The organism is Pseudomonas sp. p99-361 (assembly GCF_003935475.1).
Classification (GTDB): domain Bacteria; phylum Pseudomonadota; class Gammaproteobacteria; order Pseudomonadales; family Pseudomonadaceae; genus Aquipseudomonas; species Aquipseudomonas juntendi.
In genome coordinates, this window is sequence record NZ_RHQO01000059.1 from 1 (window position 1) to 16827 (window position 16827).

Sequence of the window (16827 nt, forward strand, 5' to 3'; positions counted from 1 at the left end):
CGCGGGCGGCGCTCGATCTCACAGGCACTGAAGATGCAGCGGCTACCCTTGCCAGGAACCATAGAATCTCCCACAGGTACAATGCTCGCTTTAGGATTTTGTGCAGCCCCTGAATCTGGTTTAGTCAGGGTTCTTGTCGACCCACTTCGGCGCCACCGGCGCGACAAAGCGGTCCATCGCGGCTAGCAGCTCATCCGGCTGCTGCCCCAACAGCAACATATCCCGGTGCTGCGGGCGCACGAAGCCCTCCTCGACGATATGGTCGAGGAACCCGCCAAGCTTGTCGTAGAAGCCGTTCACATCCAGCAGCCCCAGCGGCTTGGCGTGGTAGCCCAGTTGCCCCCAGGTCCAGACCTCGAACAGCTCTTCCAGCGTACCCAGGCCACCCGGCAAGGCGATGAACGCGTCGCTCAACTCGGCCATGCGAGCCTTGCGCGCATGCATGCCATCGACCACTTCCAGCCGCGTCAGGCCTTTGTGGCCGACCTCGGCGTCCAGCAGGCTCTGCGGGATGATCCCTACCACGTCGCCACCCGCTGCCATCGCGGCGTCGGCTACCACACCCATCAAGCCAACAGCGCCACCGCCATACACCAGCGTCCAGCCTCGGCGGGCAATCGCCTGGCCCAGCGCGACCGCCGCCTCACGGTAGGCGGGGTTGCTGCCGATGCTGGCACCGCAAAACACACAAACGGAACGTACGGGCATTACTCACCTCCAGTCACTCAGGGTGACACGGTACGGTGGCTGACCGTCGCTTCCAAGGCCGGGTTCATTCCGGGCGCGAGAATTCGCAGATCGCGCCGGTAGCACCGTGGGCGTAGGCGGCGAGCAGGCTGTTCAGAAACTGGGAGATGGGCATTTGGTATTGCTCCTAAATGAGAGGTTGTCCCATCGTCCAATAAAAGGGCATGATGTGCTCTTAGATTGGTTGTATACAATCCATTGAACAATTCAACTGACTGGCCACTTGACACCCCCTTGACCCATATCAGCAGGGTGCTGAACGGTTTCAGGCAGTCTCGCAATTGATAAAACCCTGCCAAGGAGATTCATGATGTTTGCGAAAGCTGTAGCGGTATCCCTGCTGACCCTCGCCAGCGCCTCTGTCTTCGCCGCCGAGTGCTCGGTAACTGTCGACTCCACTGACCAGATGTCCTTCAACACCAAGGAAATCACCGTCGACAAAAGCTGCAAGGAATTCACGGTCAAACTGACCCACTCCGGCAACCTGCCGAAGAACGTCATGGGCCATAACCTGGTGATCAGCAAGACTGCCGACATGCAGGGCATTGCGACCGAAGGCATGAGCCAGGGCCTGGAAAAGGACTACATCAAGGCTGACAACGCCGCGATCATTGCCCATACCAAAATGATCGGCGCGCCGGAAAAAGAAACCGAAGTGAAGTTCGACCCTTCCAAGCTGGAAGCCGGTGGTGACTACAGCTTCTTCTGCACCTTCCCGGGCCACATCTCGATGATGAAAGGCAAGGTTGTCGTCAAGTAATCAGCTGACGCCGTGCCCTGTAGGGGCGGCTTTACCCGCGAATGCGGTGCCAGATCCACCATCGCATTCGCGGGTAAACCCGCTCCTACAGGCATTGTTACAGCCTGATCAAGGGGCGAACGGCAATTCGCGCTTGTGCTGGGTCTTGCGGTAGGTGGCCACGATGATGTCGAACGCTGCCTGGTCGACCGGCTGCCCATGCAGGAACGCGTCGATCTGCTGGTAGGTGACCCCATGCGAGGCTTCGTCCGGTTTGCCCGGTGCCAGGTCTTCCAGGTCTGCAGTCGGCACCTTCTCCACCAGTGACTCCGGCGCGCCAAAGCTGCGTGCAATGGCCCGCACCTGGTTTTTTACCAGGCCGCTCAGCGGCGCCAGGTCGCAGGCACCATCACCAAACTTGGTAAAGAAGCCCATTACCTTCCTCCCCCCGAAATAGTGCCCAATCCAGCGCAGTGACTGAGTGAGTGACTATTTTTGCTCTTGTGCAGAATCTGTATCTGCACAGTCTGGGGATTCTGGACTGCGCCCTCTCCCAGACCTTCTTCCGATTTCGCTAGATGGGGCTGAGCTTGGTTAGGGCATAATGTCCTAGTTCGCAAGATGCCCGCGACCCTCCGGGTAGTCCTGACCCAGGTTCAATGAGCCGTAATGGCTAGCAGTAATCCGATAGCCCCGCGCTCAGCATGGAGCTTCAGATGGTGCTTCCTTGATCGCAGATGTCAGGACAGTGTTGCATCTTGCCGATCTCGATCTAGGCATTTCTGGAGGAACCATGGAGCAACGTTTGAGAGTGGTAATGGCCCAGCTGAACATCCGCGTCGGGGATGTATACGGCAACGTTGAGAAGGTCATCGAAGCCGCTCATAAGGCCCGCGACGACCTCAAAGCCCAGGTCATCGTTTTCCCAGAGCTGACCCTTTGCGGTTACCCACCAGAGGATCTGCTCCTTCGCTCCAGCATGCAGAGCCGGATCGAAAAAGCCCTGCAGCATATCAAGGACGCTGTCCAAGGCATCGTCACTGTAATCGGCTTCCCTTGGGTCGAGGATGGAGCGCGCTACAACAGCTGCGCCGTGATTTCGGACGGCAAGGAGCTCGCCCGCTATAACAAGCAGCGCCTGCCTAACTATCGTGTTTTCGATGAGAAGCGGTACTTTGAGCCGGGCAGCGGCCCATGCGTAGTTAACCTCTTCGGCGTACCGGTCGGTATCACTATCTGTGAGGACATCTGGTTCTCCGAGCCGCTCAAGCAGGCTTGTGATGCCGGTGCCCAGATCATGCTGACCCTGAATGCCTCGCCGTTCCATCGTGGAAAGCAGGCTGAACGTGAAGAGCTATTGGCGACGCGTGCCAGCGAATGCTCAATCCCCATGGTCTACGTGAACCAGGTTGGTGGCCAAGACGAACTGGTGTTCGACGGCAACAGCTTCGTAGTGGATGGCGACGGAAAGGTTACTCAGCGCGCCCCTGCTTTCGAGGAGGGGCTCTTCGTCTCGGAGTTTGAGATCAAGGAAGGCGTTTTGGTGCCCGTTCCGGCTCAGACCACCGAGCTTCTCAGCATTGAGGCCAGCGTCTACCAGGCACTGGTAGCTGGCGTTAAGGACTATGTGCAGCGCAACGGGTTCAAAGGTGTTGTGCTAGGCCTTTCGGGTGGCATCGACTCGGCGTTGGTGCTCGCTGTTGCTGTGGATGCCTTGGGTGCAGAAAACGTTGAAGCTGTGATGATGCCGTATCACTACACGGCCCAGATGAGCCAGGACGACGCGAAAGAGGAAGCCGACATCTTGGGTGTGAAGTACAGCGTCCTGCCCATCGCATCCATGGTAGAAGCCTTCCTGACCACGCTTGCGCCAATGTTCGAAGGTTTGGGCAAAGACACCACCGAGGAAAACCTCCAGGCCCGGTGTCGCGGCACCATGCTCATGGCCATTTCCAACAAGAAGCGGTATCTCGTTCTCACGACCGGCAACAAGAGTGAGATGGCGGTCGGCTATGCGACCTTGTATGGTGATATGGCGGGTGGCTACGACGTCTTGAAGGACGTACCGAAGACCTTGGTATTCCGCCTCTGCGAATACCGCAACACCCTGGGCTACGTAATTCCGCAGCGCGTCATTGATCGTCCACCATCTGCAGAGCTTGCTCCTGACCAGAAGGACGAAGATTCCTTGCCTCCATACCCTGTCCTTGATGAGATCCTTCGCTTGTACATCGAGCAGGACTTGTCTGCCGATGCCATTACCGAGAAGGGCTTCGATCAGGAGGTTGTGAGGAAGGTAATTCGCTTGGTCGACCTGAACGAATACAAGCGGCGCCAGGCCGCTGTGGGCCCTCGTGTCACCGAGCGCGGCTTCGGTCGTGACCGGCGTTACCCTATCACTTCTGGCTGGAGTATCGGTGATTAATAGCTGAGGCAGCTGATCTATGTACAAGGGGCGCTATTGCGTCCCTTTTCTATAAAGGATGGTCTCGCTAAAGTTTGAAAAATTTTTCTTCTTTGGTCAGTTCGAGAATGGTATTGGCTTCAAGGAACTTTTTATCAAAGCCACCAAGTTTGTCGTTTAAAATTGCTGCGATAGTTTGTATTTTCTTTTCGTTGGCAAAATCAAATAATTTTATTAGCTTGTCTTCGTCTACAACTTCAAGATAGTCTTGGGCGGTAAAAGCAGGAAGCCTGGATTTGAATTTATTCACGAAGTACACATAGGACATGTCGAAAGCCATTGCTGCGGCCCTCGGAACTCCGTCGCCAGTGTTCAGTTCTTCGTTTGTAATCTTGAAATCTGCCTTGCCATCTCGGCCTGCAGAAACTGTCAGTTCGTTGTGATGAGTTACGAATAATCTTTTAGTGATGTCGACATATGCTTCATTGAAGACTTTAAGCTTGGAGTTTAAGTCAGAGTAGTGCACTGCAATACTCCGCTTTACGCCGTCAACTGTAGTGAGTAGATCTTTGATTCGCTTGTTGGACACCTCTACCTCGCTTATGACGTAAGCAAGCCTGCCTCGAGCCTCCCGTAAATCCTGCATTTGCTTTTCGACCAGGATCAGTCCGCTGACATGGCTGTCTCTGGAAAGATCTTTCACCTTACTCTGTTCATCTGATATGAGTCGTGCCAAACTCATTCTCAGAGTGTCAAGTTCATCCGCTGTCTCAGCCGACATTTCTTCGACGTATGCGGCCTTGCGGCTCATTATCGAATTATGGAATTCAATAGTTTCTTCAAGTGTCTTGCTGAGGTTTGGAACTAGCGACTTGGCCTCATTGTAGAGAGAGGTAATTTCCCCTACGTTTAGCTCCACCAAGTTATTTTTGTATCGTTCGATTGTTTTGTTATTATAATAAAGTTTTGTTTCAAGCTTGACGATACGAGAAGTCAATGCTGCCACGCTTCTTCGGGATTCCCGGAGTTCTGCGATGGCATAACTTTGAGATTCAAATATGTCGTACTCATCTTCTTTGATTTGAAGTTCAGAAATCTTCAGGTCGATTAGTTGGATTTCTTCCTGGCGATTCGCCAAAGGGAGGCCGCCGAGAAGTGTTCGGATACGATTATCTTCTAGTTGTATTTGCTGCTCAATTAGGTTGATCTGGCGAACGGAATCAATGAATTCAAAGTCAAACAGATATGCATAAATCAGGTCGTAATCATTGTCGCTAGTGTACGTGTGTAGGTACGCAAGCGTGTTGTTGCTTGTGGTTCTGTTCGTTCGGAAGAACTTGCTTCGTATTGAGTTGAAGCTAGGCTGCTCTCGTGTATATCCAAATATACGAGGGAGTTCGCGAGTGAAGCCAGCATTGCTCTTGTAGACGACGCCATCAATGGTGCTAATGATTTTGATGCTCTCACGTAGGGATCCCATTTTTCTTGAGAGCACACGCGTGATTTGGTGATTAATGGAGGCGACTCTTAGAGTTAACTCAAACTTAACGTCGCCTTTGGTAAGATAGTCTTTAACCTTTTCGTTGACCTTGTTGTTGTCAGGATCTTTCCAAAGAGGCTCAGACTTTCCGCCCAAGCAGAATGCTAGTGCACGAAGTGATGTGCTTTTACCAATCTGGTTCCCAGTTTCGCCCAGGTTGGTAATAATGTTAATTCCGTCCTTGAATTGGATGGTACGTATTTCTTCGCTTTCATCAAATACAGATAATTTAATCAGTTGCATAAAGAAATATCACCTTGCTTCGTTAGCTCTACACATCCAGTGATGTAGAGCCAGTCGAGCGCGTACAGAATGTAAGCAAAAGAAACACGCTCAAATCTATCTTGATATTTTTCGAAAAGTGCTAGTGGGCTCATGGAGCCAAATTCGCTAGACTTTAAGACCATCAGTAAGCGTCCACCGACTATGTAAAGGCTTTTAAGCGGTGAGCTTGTATTCTGAATGATCATGCAGGAGGCTCCAATATCTTACAGTGAATGAAGCCATAGCAAACTATTAACTGTCCGGCCCATTCTATAAGCTCAGATTCAACGCCTTGAAAGACAGTGTTAGTTCCAACTATAAGCTCGGAGACCTTCTTTACAAGCTCATCCGATCCCAGCCGTATTACATTCAGCTTTTGCTCAGGGGAAGCTGGTCGCTCAGCCTGCCTCATGAACAATTCTCGCCTGGCGGTTTTATACTTCTGATTTATAGCGTAAAGAAATCTTTTCTGTGCGCCAGGATCTTCGTCATCGATAGTTGAGATAAGGCTTTCAATGAGATCCATGTAGCCGACATTGTCAATGATTAACTCCGAATACACCGAGACCCTGTTGTACTCAATTTTTTCATCGACCTCAGGGTAATCTATCTCGACGTCTGGGATCTCATCATACGGGGTATGAGTCGACACAATTTTCATTAGTAACGGATTGAGCAGAGATGAGATGGCCGCAGAAGTTGCGGCTATCGTGACAGGCCCACTGCCGGTGCTGACTACTGTTAACCCGCCGTTCGATGCCGTAGCTTCAATATCTGGCGTTAATAGGCTCATTTTTTATGTACAGTAACATTGCCGCGACCCGTGGAGACAACCGTAGTTGAGCTATGATCTGAGGTAGCGGAAATCGTCGGTTTTCTGCTGAATGCCTGCAAAATGATCAGCAAGAAAAAGCAAAATACAGTAGCTGCAAGGGAGTACAGGAACAGCTTGTAGATGGATTCGCTTGGGAGGCCCTTGAGCAAGTCAGACTTAAACCAACCGGCGTGCATCGAGTAGAACATCGCAGCTCCCACTGCAGCAAAGCCGCCTCCAGCGGTGGCGATTACCTTCAAGAAGCCGAACATTCCTTTCTCCATGGTGGTCGGTCACTCGGCAGTGAGTGCCAGCAACGTGATATTACAGATTTCGCTTACCGCTCCACAAGGGCGCTCCCGCCCCGAACCCTCGGCATAGGCAGGATCCTGCAGCCTTTGAGACCAGGGTCTGCGTGCGCGGATATCCGGCCTTGGAACCCTCCTGAGGGCTGCGTTCGAGGTTCAGCAGAGCACGGGGCGGCTTGAGTCAAGGGCAGCCGTTCGCTTTACCAGGGAAGCTACAGAGGGCAGCTACCGGCAGGAGAGGTGGGGCTCAGCACATCGCGCTGCTGACATGCTGGAGCACCTGGCCTATAGCTTTTTCGGCGAGATCACTAAAAGCCGAGCGCAATCGTCTACAGCAGCTACACTGCATTGTTAGATTCACATTACATTGCAACTGGGTGACGTAAACCAATTACCATTAAGGGGTGTAGTATGCGCGAGTGTCTCGTTAATAAAATGATTGCCCACCTCAAGTTTGAGATCAATTACTTGCAGGCTGAGGCATTGTCGGCTAGCTCAGATCGCGACGAAGAGCGGTGCCGTGAAGCTCTGCGCCTCCAAAGCAACGCCATCGAATATTTGTTCAGAGCAGTCGATGCTAAACGCAAAATTGCATTGCAGCGTTGAATCAGTAGGGCCTTAGCATTTTGCGGCCATCCTTGTTGAGGCGTAGGATATTATTGGCTACGAAAAAATTCGTAAGCACTGCGGACAGGTACTTCCAGTTCTCGGCGACGTCTCCCCGAAAGAAACCTGCGTTGTGCATTCGCCATTCAGCATGGGTGCGGACGGCTCCAATGAAGTCGGCAGAATTAGTAACGCCAAGGTGGATATCACCCAAGTCTACGCCTGGGTTTTGATAAAGTAGGCCTTGTGCTATGGCAATGATGAGTGGGGCATCTATCTCCGCCTGCACTGTAGGAAGCGGCGCAAGGTATTCAGTAAGCAACCTACCTAGACAATCGAAAGACGACTTACTGAGTAGGTGCGTTATAGAGTCGAAATCTACATACACAAAACCGTTCGAATCCGAGGTTGGGAAAAGCGATTGGTAATGCAGGAAGCGGCATTTGGCAGGCTCTCGCTCTTGATATTTTTCATTGCATTCAGCTTGAGACATGTTTAAAACTAAGTTGGCTTGCTTTTCGTCCAGAAAACCCACAATAACAAAGTCTTGAAGTAGCTGCCAAGTTAAGGGCTTTGTATCATCTTCAGTGAGTTGTAGTACTTTATATAGAAAGCCTCTAAATCCTGCATAGTCGTCAAGGCACATAGTATGTGGGTGGAAGCCGGTAAGGGTCATATATGCATCGAACATTTGCAAGACTTGAAGCATGCTTCGTTTAATATCGATATCATCGGAATGGCGAAGAATGGGAAGATTTTCCGCTACCTCGGTTTGAATGCTGAAAAAACCCCGTAGTTGAATTCCGCCCAGAGTCAACATGGTTGCTACCTGTGGTTTAGGTAAAAACCTCAGTGTAGGTCGGCAGTCGGTGTAGTGCGAATGCCGGATCTTGAATGTTAAAAATCAACGTCTCTCGTAATGTCCGCTTTTGGGAACATTATGAGGATAAAAGGGCTTTGATGTTCCCAAATGGGGGCATTATATCGAGCATTCCTTTTTTGCTTTTCACCTTCGGGTGGGGCTGTCGTGAACCGACCTCTTATCAGAGCCAGGTTGCGGCCCGAGCGCTTCCATCCTCAGCGTCTGGCTCTGCGTGCTCGGCTTGCGATTCTGATATGAGCCATCAACCTGAATGGTCGAGCGGCTCTTAGGCATTCACAAAGCCTTAGCACCGAAGCCACCAGTAGTCTTCGAGCTCGCGGAGGGCGAAGACCTACCCTTCTAGGAAGGGCTGAATCGTGGGCACAAAAAATCGTGTTGAGGAGCGGCTTCTTTGAAGATGTGAGATTCGCAGGAGCCGGCATTAGCCGTGTTTGCTACAGCTAGCTCCTGAAAGGCATCTACACTCGATTTTCCAGCCGGTGACCGAGATCAGAACGATGCCCACCCTTCCTCCGCTCGGGGCCAGTGAAGAAGAATGGCGCGCCTTTGCCGAAGAACGCTGTGAGGAGCTCAAGCCTCATGTAGCGGAGTTCATCCTGGAGCGGTTCACGTATAAGCCCAGGTATGTCCAACAGCGGGTCTGGCGAACCTTCGCGACCGTGTCAGCCCTGAGCACGCAGTTCGACATCTACATCCGCATGTTTGTGAAGCCAAATGACTACTGGCCAAGGGAGTGCCTTGTCCTGGCTCGGATCGGCTTCACGAAGGAACGTGCTGGACATGGTCGAGCGCTAGTGCAGCGCCTGGTGGAGCTGGCTCCAACATTCGGCTATCGCTACCTCGCTATCGAGTCAGCCAATGCCAACGCATCAGCTTTCGCCGAGAGGCTGGGCTTCAGCCCTCGCGACAATGGCCGTCACTGGATAGGTATGGTCGACGCCGTGCAGGAAGCCTTGAATCGCTGATAGGTGGGACGTGGTCGGGCCAGCGGCTCAATGGTCTTTTTCAGTCAACTGCCCAAAGGCCCGCAGCTGGTAATCCGTCACTACTTGAAAACCATGCTCTGCCAGCATCCTGAGAAGCTCCAGCTCAGCCCCCACGACTCCGTCAGCCTGGGCCTGGTGATACCGCTTCAGTGCCTCGATGGCCTGGCTGTACAGAGGGTCATCAGGCAGCAACACTTTGCTGAGATCTTTCTTCATTACCCTCTCCAATTTTGCCGGGACGATCCCGCTTTCTCGGGTGTGCGGTTCGCGAGCTCAATCAGGTGGGCGTGATGCTCCCGGACAACCTTGTCCAACGTCTCCTGGTTTAGAAACCGTGGGCGTTGACGAACCATCTTGCGTTCGTAGGAGTTCGAAGCAGTCTTCGTTGGCTCTGGGCAGCTTTGTCGAGTCATTCCGAAGGATCTCAGGCAGATTGGTTGAGGCTAGGATACATCGACATCCCTTCACCATGGCTATCCCGCACTGTTCAGTGCCAGCATTGTGCGATCCAGAATCCGTAACCAGGGAAAGATAGTCGATGAAGAATGTGAGGATGGTACGCCACGGCGAGAGTGCTGCGAACGCAGGCCGGCCCACCAAGGATCACGCGAGTATCCCCCTCACAGCAAAAGGGCTGGAGCAAGCCCATATGGTCGCCCGGTCTTTCACGAACGCCCCAGGCCTAATCGTTGCTTCGCCGTTCCTTCGCGCCCAGGCAACCGCGCAGGTGACGGCAGCCCGATACCCTGCTGTCGCTTTCGAAACCTGGCCGATTCAGGAATACACGTACCTAGCGCCGGCACGTTGTGTTGATACAACCCTGGCGCAACGGCGTGGTTGGGTTGAGGCGTACTGGCAAAGAGCAGACCCCGCCTACCGTGATGGTGAGGGCGCAGAGTCGTTCCAGGAACTGGTAGGTAGAGCGCGGTCATTCCTTCACCGACTTGGTAAACATCCAGCTACTGACATAGCCGTGTTTTCGCATGGTCAGCTCATCAACACGGTGGCTTGGCTACTCGAGCATGAGCCACAGGAAATTGATGGCCTGGCGATGCAGGACTGGCGAGAGTATGAGATCGCCAATCACATTGAAAATGGTCAGGGCTTTTTCATTGCCTGGGAGTCGGGCAAATGGGGAACTGGCCAACGAAAGGGCTCCTCCTAAAGCGTTCTGCGTGTCGAGCGTCCACCAAACACGTAGAACGATGCCTATCAGTTGCAGGATGCACCAACCTTCGTGTTGAATTGCTTCACATCAACGACCTCGTCCTCGCACTTACCGTCGGTGATGCTTCCCCATCCGTTCTCGGAGGCCTGCTGCAATAGCAGTTCTTCGATGACAGAGTTTACCTCTGAGCACATCACAATTACAGGATGTTTTGAATGACAGACCAATCGATTTTGAACGAAAGTTTCTTCGAGCAAGGCTTTATATCCAGAAACATTGATGAAACAATCGCACGCATAACTTCAGAAAACGAAGAGTGGTTTACACTGCTGAGGGATATAAATAAACTTCTGCAGGCAGCTGTAGTGTCTGGCTTTGAAAAGCATCACGGTAGAACCATGGACTTAGAAGTTCTAGCCATGTTTTCGGCTTTGCGGTCTTTAAGTAATTTTCAATCGGTTCTCATAAACCTCGAGCGAGGTATGATTGTTGAAGCCAGGATTTTGATACGATGCCTTTTTGAAAATGCATTTTGCGTGGGTGCGTTAGCAGAAAGTCCTGAGAAATTTATCCCCTTGCTCCATAAAGATAACGTTGCTGCCAAGCGCGGCCAAGCCAAAGCCTTGAAGCAAGGTAACTACTCTCTAGATCAAGACGTTGCTGCGGCCATGGACGAGATCTTGGCTGGCGATAAAGGCCGCCACTTGAACTGGCAAGAAGTTGCAGAGATGTCTTCGCTTGGGCATCAATACTTATTTTATAAGCATCTTTCTGATGATGCGATGCATTATTCAGCTTCTTCGCTTAAGCGCTACATTGTGTCAAATAAGGAAACTAATAGCTGGAGCGGCTACAAATTTGGGCCAGGCAAGAAAGCGGAAGTCGCTCTGTCGGCTAACCTGGCTGCATCAGCAGCTTTAGGTATCCTGATTGGATTTCTTCAGGCGACCAAAGATTCTTCCCGCGACAAAGAGGCGAATGAGCTTCTGGATAGATTCGGATCACTCAGCTCCTTAAAGCCAGAGTGATCGATTTTCTATTTTTCTGGTTCTGGTTCTGGTTCTGGTTCTGGTTCGTAGGATGTTACGAATACCTTGATGCCTGATTCATTCCTCAAGACGGTGCCTCCATCTCTAAAGATCAGGGCATCGTCAATTTTTTCCAGCAGTTCTTCCTGCTTGTTTTGATTTGATTTATAAATTGTCCGCACCGATTTCCTATATGTGCCATCATATATATCACACATCAACGTTAAGTGCTCGCGCAATGCGTCTATTAAATCAACCTCTGTATGCTCCAAGGTTGTGTTGTTATAGTAGTCGCATCGCATTCCTGATAAAGTAATACGAACCGGAACGAAGCTTTCAGTTTGACCAGACTCTCTATTTGAATAGTCGACGCTGTGCGCTCCAAGTTTGTTTCTAGCCTCTCGCACCTTCAAGGCTGCAACCCTTCCTTCCAACTCTCGGATGTTAGGCACATTCGCGATTCTGTGGAGATTAAGCAAAGCTTGCTGCTGTATATATGTTGCATTCAATACACCATAAAGCCTGATGTATTTTTCGCCGAAATCATCATATTTTGTCGGCCCATCAACGCCATACTTACAGAAGTGCTCAATCCCTAGCAGGCTGTCATTTATTATATCCATGGATGAGCATATAAATCCCCAGTCTTCCGGTTTTGTAAGCTTTAGTGACGACTGGATAAAATCTACAAAGTCGCCACGTGCTGGCGTATGCCGCATTGCCTTTTCATTGATTAGCTCACGATACTCGTCGTTGTAGTGATGCAGGGCTTTAAAAAGCGGTTCAAGCATTTTTGTGCTCCATTTTATAAAAGGGTCAGATTACACTACGTTTCAGGGGCGACCAACATAATTACCAACCGTCGAAGGAGAGTGCATTGATTGAGCCGAAGCTATAGGAGCTAGTTTTTATGCGATGGGTTGGCAACCAGGCTGTTTTCCAGGAGCAAAGGAAACTCCGATCAAGTCAGCACAGGTCAGGCTGCCTGTGCTGACTTGATCGGAGTTTCCCTAAGCGTTTCATATAAGCAAAGATCGACTGAGACGTCCAACAGCGTCTCAGTCGATACCTGTGAGGTTCAGCGTGAAGATAAGCGATTTTTGCTTATACGGTTTGGAGGGAGCGCTTCAATACGCGGGTCTTGAAATCCTTGACCAGCATCAGGAAGAGCAAACCGAAACCAATATAGCCATTGACCACGTATACCACGTTGATCAGTGCATCGAACGGCACATTCAGACCAACCAGCGTGCCCACGGTGCAAAGCACACACAGCAGCAGTCGATGACGAATGCTGAACTCATCTGGCGCGAAGCGTTTCACTGGGGCCCAGAGCAGCGACGCTGCCGTGGTGTAGATGGCGGCGAGAATCACCACCGTGATCAGGCCGGTCAGCGAAGGGGAAATTTTTTCAACCAGCACCAGGGATGGGATCTGCGCAGTGGCAACATCGCTGAGGTTTGCAGCCAGGCCCAGCATCATGGCCAGCACGGCCAGGGAAAAAAGCAACATCCCCAAAAACGCACCACCCCCTGCCTCTGCCCGGCTCTTGCTGGTACTGCCCAGGTTGGTCATGAAGACCGCCAGCCACATCATGCAGAAACCTACGTAGGAAAGGCAGGCTGTAAACCAGTTGCTCCCGGCCTGCAGAACGGTCTTGCTTTCGGTCAATGGCTTCAATACGGCAGGGAATTCAACCAGCCCCTGGGTGTTCATGACGACACCTGCCACACCTATCATGATCGCTAGAACCGAAAGCAGAGGGCCGATCGAACCCACCACGCTGATCAACCGATTGAAGCCGAAGAACAGCGTGACCAAGGTCAAGCCCCCCATCAACACGCCGCCATACCAGTTAGGCCAGCCAAGTTTCTGATTGAGCGCGGCCCCCGCTCCGGCAATCATCACCCAGAACGACATATACAGGAAAAGCACCGAGAAATAGTCGAAGAAGGCGCCGAGTTTTTTACCGCAGTAATACGTGAATATTTCCTTGGGCGCGCTGAACTTTTGTTCGTAACCCGCCATGACGAAACTGAACGCAACATAGGTAAAGAGTGCAAACATCAGGAGGATACTGATCAGCCCGGCATGACCATAGGCGACAAAGTACTGCATGATTTCCTGGCCCGTCGCAAAACCTGAGCCGATGAGTAGTGCAATGCATGCACCACCAATAATGAACATTCTGGAGACATCCAGGGTTGACTTTGGCATCGTCATGATGAGTAGCGTCCTCTTTTTATTATCATGTGCCCAGGCATGACCGCCTGTAGGCAGTACAAAACGTGACGGCTCCTGCCGTATTCGCCGACGTCCAACGATTAAAACTAACGAGTGGAAAGCTCGCGATAAGGCTGCCTTTTGCTGTACTCGTTACATCAGCAATGTACGTGCCGCTTTTGCATGGCGAACCGTCCCAATGCGCCGCCTTCATGCCAGATTGCGACTCGCCGCGACAATTGTCCTTGAGCCAGGATGGGGCGTTTTGGGAGCTGAATACCGGGGTCTAAAGAGACCGCTGTAGCAGCCCGCGTGAACATCAGCGGGTCAATTGATCGAGCTAGACGCAGCCCATTTCCCTGTGTTGCTTGCGAAGCCGCGCAGGTGAAATCGAAAAGCGCTTCTTGAAGCTCTTGCAGAAGTGGGTGCTATCGGAGAATCCGCACTCGTATGCGATCTGGGCCACAGACCGGTCTGTGTTCTGCACGAGCCAGTGCGTTAGCTTCTGCACGCCAGAAGCTAACTTGCTCGGAGGATCCCAAAAGACACGTCACGATGAGTCCATTCCTCTACCTGAAAGCTGCCAAGGCGTGATCGCCAAGTATGCGCGGGCCAGTAAGCTCTCCGAAGGAGACCTACTCTTCCACTCTCACAAAGATCGAAAGCGCCCTATGCCACCGACAGCTCTGAGCTGAATGCTGACCGCCTTGGCCCACAAAGCAGACGTCAAGCTTGAGCGTGTAACGGCTACCCAGATTCGACACACCGTGTTCAAGATTGGCATTCCGAGATGACAGGACATCGTTCACGTACCACCGCGTTGGACTACATAGTCAAGGATGGGGACAGGATCAAGCCGACTGAAAAGAGCCGCGCGCCTAGAGGTGAATCCATCTATCAGTGGACTGACTGCCCAAGCGTGCCGGCCTTGTGCAATTGGTAGTCGATGACGGTCTGGTACAGGTGATCAGCCTCCAGGCGGAGCCTTTCTACCTCGTCGGCTGGTTTCCCCTCGTCCACGGCTTGGTGATGGGCACGTATCGCTTGGAGAGTTTGCTGCAATAGCAGCTCTCCTGCCTCAGCCATTCCCAAGAGCGTCCTCTTCACTTCGAGCCCTGCCGGCTCGCACGGTGTGCTTCCAAGTGCGCCATTTCAGCGCCCCAGGTCAGAACGAATTTCTCGAAATCGTGGAAGTACGGCCCTGCAGCCACGCGGGTAGAGCCAATGCTCGCAGCCGCAAATCGCTGCCGCCAAGGCTCGGGAATGCTGTCTTCAATAACCAGGCGAACGCCGTTATGGGACTGCGTTGTGATGGAATCGACGAGCTCCTGGCTCGAGAGCTCATTACCGCTCATTAATGCCTTCAGGGCCTGGTCAACCTCATCGATCTCCAACAGCGGGAGTTCAGCGCGAGAGTCTCCAGGCTGCAGATCAGCAAGCGCCCACAAGGCTCTGCGCTTCGCGATTTCCAGGCTGCGCAGCTGGTGATGAGTCACCACGTCTCGCCCCTCCTTCTGTTATCAAAAACATCTCACGCGGCCATCTGACCTTTCCGAATAGGCGTGGTAGCTAGAGCTCGATCATCTTGCTCTCGATCTCCTGCCAGAAGTGTTCGGGCATGTTGTTGCCGATGTTGAAATCCACTGGTACGCCGATCAGTACCTGGAGCTCATCTTCAAGGTCGGCGATGTCGAAAAGCGAGATTGTGCCGGTCTTGCTGGAGGGAATGGTGGCGAGGATGTCGAGGTCGCTACCTTCTTGATCATCACCTCGCACAGTCGAGCCAAACAGCTGTGGGGATACGAAGCCGTAGGATTCGACCAGGCGCTTTATGGCTCCTTCTTTGCCACGGATCGCATCGCTAGGCTTCATGGGGTTTACTGGCCTTCGAGCGCGCCTCAAGCTGAAGTTTCTTCACTCAGCTTTTGCAGATGAAGCTGATGCTCGCGAGCAACGCTATCAAGCGTTTCCTGATTCAAGAATACAGGGCGACGGCGAGCCATCTTTTGATCATAAGCGTCAGGAGAAGCTTTTTCCGGATCGGTTCGAGCACAACGAGTCACCTTGTCCACCTATCGGTTTGTCAGCTGTTGTCACAAGTGGATTGTAGGAGGCAAAGTGCAAGTTTTGCACCTTGCATGTTGGCGACCGATCTCCAAGGCCGGTTGCTAATGGCCTTTCGCTGCCGGCCCGCCAAGGGCTTGGAGCTGGTAATCAGTGACGGCTTGAAGCGATGTTCGGCCATCAGCTTGAGGCGCTCCAGCTCCGCTCCAACTACCCCTTCAGCCTGGGCTTGGTGGTACAACTTCAGTGCTTTCACGGCCTCCGTATACAGGGGGTGATTGGGCATAAGCACTTTGCTCAGATCTCTTTTCACGATCTCTCCCTTTCGCCATGACTACCCCACACGACGCCATGCCAGCATTATTCGATCCAGCCAACGTGAATCAGGGAAAGATAGTCGATGAAGAACGTCAGGCTGATACGCCACGGCGAGAGCGCCGCCAATGCAGGCGAACCCACCAAGGATCACGCAAGCTTTACTTTGAAGGCAAAAGGCCTGGAGCAAGCTCGTATGGTCGCTCAATCGATCACCAGCGCACCAGGCCTCATCCTGGCCTCGCCGTTCCTACGCGCCCAAGCGACCGCGCTGGCCACAACGGCCCTCTATCCCGCTGCCGCTTTCGAGACTTGGCCGATTCACGAATTTACCTACCTGGCACGTGCGTTGTGTAGATACGACGCTGGAGCAGCGTAGAGGCTGGGTGAAGGCCTACTGGCAGTGGTTGCGCCATATCTCCCATATCACGACAATACTAGGCATCACCGAGCGCGCGGAAGGCAGCATGGAGCAGCAGTATCAGCAAGGACATGACCTACCTCGGTCACAAGCGCGACGAACTCAAGGGCTTGCAAGCGTCTGCATACAGGCCGCAGAGCGGCGTCTTCACACGCAGCAATCCAGTTTTGCAGCTAGCCCTCAGGTTTCCCTGGTCAATGGTTCATATTTCGAATCAATCGACACACAGCCCTTGCAGACCATTTGCGCCACCGATTAGGCGCAATATCTGGTCACTTTGGTCACCTCATTCCCCCTTTTTGCTAAGGCAGTAAGTC

The 16827-nt window shown here is 52.4% G+C and carries 19 protein-coding genes and 3 pseudogenes; 7 read left to right on the forward strand and 15 right to left on the reverse strand.

All coding sequences use genetic code 11. From position 1 onward, the window contains the following. Positions 1–120: 120 nt before the first annotated feature. Entirely contained in the window at positions 121–708 is a 588-nt protein-coding gene (locus tag EGJ22_RS20375) for a TIGR00730 family Rossman fold protein (protein ID WP_029885726.1), read from the reverse strand. 349 nt (positions 709–1057) lie between these two features. Between EGJ22_RS20375 and azu the strand changes: the two genes are divergently transcribed. Then, complete coding sequence (azu, locus tag EGJ22_RS20380; RefSeq protein WP_029885725.1) at positions 1058–1507, forward strand: azurin; 450 nt, start codon at positions 1058–1060, stop codon at positions 1505–1507. Positions 1508–1615: 108 nt separating this feature from the next. On the opposite strand, the pseudogene nadE reads toward azu, so the two are convergent. After that, a pseudogene (gene nadE / locus EGJ22_RS20385) lies at positions 1616–1927 on the reverse strand (NAD(+) synthase); the annotation flags it as partial. Between the two features lie 352 nt (positions 1928–2279). On the opposite strand from nadE, the gene EGJ22_RS20390 reads away from it, so the two are divergent. Next, positions 2280–3911, forward strand: coding sequence for an NAD+ synthase (locus EGJ22_RS20390; protein WP_054572150.1), 1632 nt, complete (start codon positions 2280–2282; stop codon positions 3909–3911). Between the two features lie 67 nt (positions 3912–3978). Here the strand turns inward: EGJ22_RS20390 and EGJ22_RS20395 are convergent, their stop codons facing one another. From EGJ22_RS20395 to EGJ22_RS20410, 4 genes are read right to left on the reverse strand one after another with little or no spacing between them, the layout of a single operon-like run. Then, positions 3979–5673, reverse strand: coding sequence for a DUF2326 domain-containing protein (locus EGJ22_RS20395; RefSeq protein ID WP_125920374.1), 1695 nt, complete (start codon positions 5671–5673; stop codon positions 3979–3981). Next, entirely contained in the window at positions 5664–5900 is a 237-nt protein-coding gene (locus EGJ22_RS20400; protein ID WP_063977307.1) for an ABC-three component system middle component 6, read from the reverse strand. The genes EGJ22_RS20395 and EGJ22_RS20400 overlap by 10 nt, the downstream gene beginning before the upstream one ends. Then, positions 5897–6487 (reverse strand): hypothetical protein, encoded by a 591-nt coding sequence (locus EGJ22_RS20405; RefSeq protein WP_063977308.1) that lies wholly within the window; start codon positions 6485–6487, stop codon positions 5897–5899. The genes EGJ22_RS20400 and EGJ22_RS20405 overlap by 4 nt, the downstream gene beginning before the upstream one ends. Further along, positions 6484–6780 (reverse strand): hypothetical protein, encoded by a 297-nt coding sequence (locus EGJ22_RS20410; RefSeq protein WP_054572147.1) that lies wholly within the window; start codon positions 6778–6780, stop codon positions 6484–6486. Before EGJ22_RS20410 ends, EGJ22_RS20405 begins: the two co-directional genes overlap by 4 nt. A gap of 447 nt (positions 6781–7227) precedes the next feature. Here EGJ22_RS20410 and EGJ22_RS20415 point away from each other — a divergent pair, with 447 nt between their 5' ends. After that, entirely contained in the window at positions 7228–7422 is a 195-nt protein-coding gene (locus tag EGJ22_RS20415) for a hypothetical protein (RefSeq protein WP_054572146.1), read from the forward strand. A gap of 1 nt (position 7423) precedes the next feature. Here EGJ22_RS20415 and EGJ22_RS20420 read toward each other — a convergent pair whose 3' ends face one another. Next, on the reverse strand, positions 7424–8242 hold the full coding sequence (locus EGJ22_RS20420) for a hypothetical protein (RefSeq protein WP_054572145.1): 819 nt from the start codon (positions 8240–8242) through the stop codon (positions 7424–7426). A gap of 560 nt (positions 8243–8802) precedes the next feature. Here EGJ22_RS20420 and EGJ22_RS20425 point away from each other — a divergent pair. Then, positions 8803–9270 (forward strand): GNAT family N-acetyltransferase, encoded by a 468-nt coding sequence (locus EGJ22_RS20425; RefSeq protein WP_125920375.1) that lies wholly within the window; start codon positions 8803–8805, stop codon positions 9268–9270. 27 nt (positions 9271–9297) lie between these two features. Here the strand turns inward: EGJ22_RS20425 and EGJ22_RS20430 are convergent, their stop codons facing one another. Beyond that, complete coding sequence (locus EGJ22_RS20430) at positions 9298–9507, reverse strand: hypothetical protein (RefSeq protein ID WP_054572143.1); 210 nt, start codon at positions 9505–9507, stop codon at positions 9298–9300. Between the two features lie 322 nt (positions 9508–9829). Here EGJ22_RS20430 and EGJ22_RS20440 point away from each other — a divergent pair, with 322 nt between their 5' ends. After that, the gene (locus tag EGJ22_RS20440; RefSeq protein ID WP_054572142.1) at positions 9830–10456 is read left to right on the forward strand and encodes a histidine phosphatase family protein; all 627 of its coding nucleotides are present in this window, start codon (positions 9830–9832) and stop codon (positions 10454–10456) included. Between the two features lie 218 nt (positions 10457–10674). Beyond that, the gene (locus EGJ22_RS20445; RefSeq protein WP_125920376.1) at positions 10675–11487 is read left to right on the forward strand and encodes a DUF5677 domain-containing protein; all 813 of its coding nucleotides are present in this window, start codon (positions 10675–10677) and stop codon (positions 11485–11487) included. Between the two features lie 8 nt (positions 11488–11495). Here the strand turns inward: EGJ22_RS20445 and EGJ22_RS20450 are convergent, their stop codons facing one another. From EGJ22_RS20450 to EGJ22_RS20480, 7 genes and pseudogenes are all read right to left on the reverse strand, one after another. Beyond that, positions 11496–12278 carry a hypothetical protein gene (locus tag EGJ22_RS20450; protein ID WP_054572140.1) on the reverse strand — a complete coding sequence of 261 codons (783 nt, stop codon included), beginning with the start codon at positions 12276–12278 and terminating at the stop codon, positions 11496–11498. Positions 12279–12591: 313 nt separating this feature from the next. After that, complete coding sequence (locus EGJ22_RS20455) at positions 12592–13710, reverse strand: hypothetical protein (RefSeq protein WP_170976261.1); 1119 nt, start codon at positions 13708–13710, stop codon at positions 12592–12594. Between the two features lie 340 nt (positions 13711–14050). Further along, entirely contained in the window at positions 14051–14221 is a 171-nt protein-coding gene (locus tag EGJ22_RS27005; protein WP_125920377.1) for a helix-turn-helix domain-containing protein, read from the reverse strand. Between the two features lie 592 nt (positions 14222–14813). Beyond that, positions 14814–15209, reverse strand: a complete 396-nt coding sequence (locus EGJ22_RS20470; protein ID WP_054572138.1) for a hypothetical protein — start codon at positions 15207–15209, stop codon at positions 14814–14816. Positions 15210–15279: 70 nt separating this feature from the next. Further along, the gene (locus EGJ22_RS20475) at positions 15280–15582 is read right to left on the reverse strand and encodes a nucleotidyltransferase family protein (protein ID WP_054572137.1); all 303 of its coding nucleotides are present in this window, start codon (positions 15580–15582) and stop codon (positions 15280–15282) included. Positions 15583–15608: 26 nt separating this feature from the next. Beyond that, positions 15609–15782, reverse strand: coding sequence for a hypothetical protein (locus EGJ22_RS26000; protein WP_158619540.1), 174 nt, complete (start codon positions 15780–15782; stop codon positions 15609–15611). A gap of 96 nt (positions 15783–15878) precedes the next feature. Continuing rightward, positions 15879–16060, reverse strand: a pseudogene (locus tag EGJ22_RS20480) (hypothetical protein). Between the two features lie 114 nt (positions 16061–16174). Between EGJ22_RS20480 and EGJ22_RS26615 the strand changes: the two are divergent. Continuing rightward, a pseudogene (locus EGJ22_RS26615) lies at positions 16175–16490 on the forward strand (histidine phosphatase family protein); the annotation flags it as partial. Positions 16491–16827 lie beyond the last annotated feature (337 nt).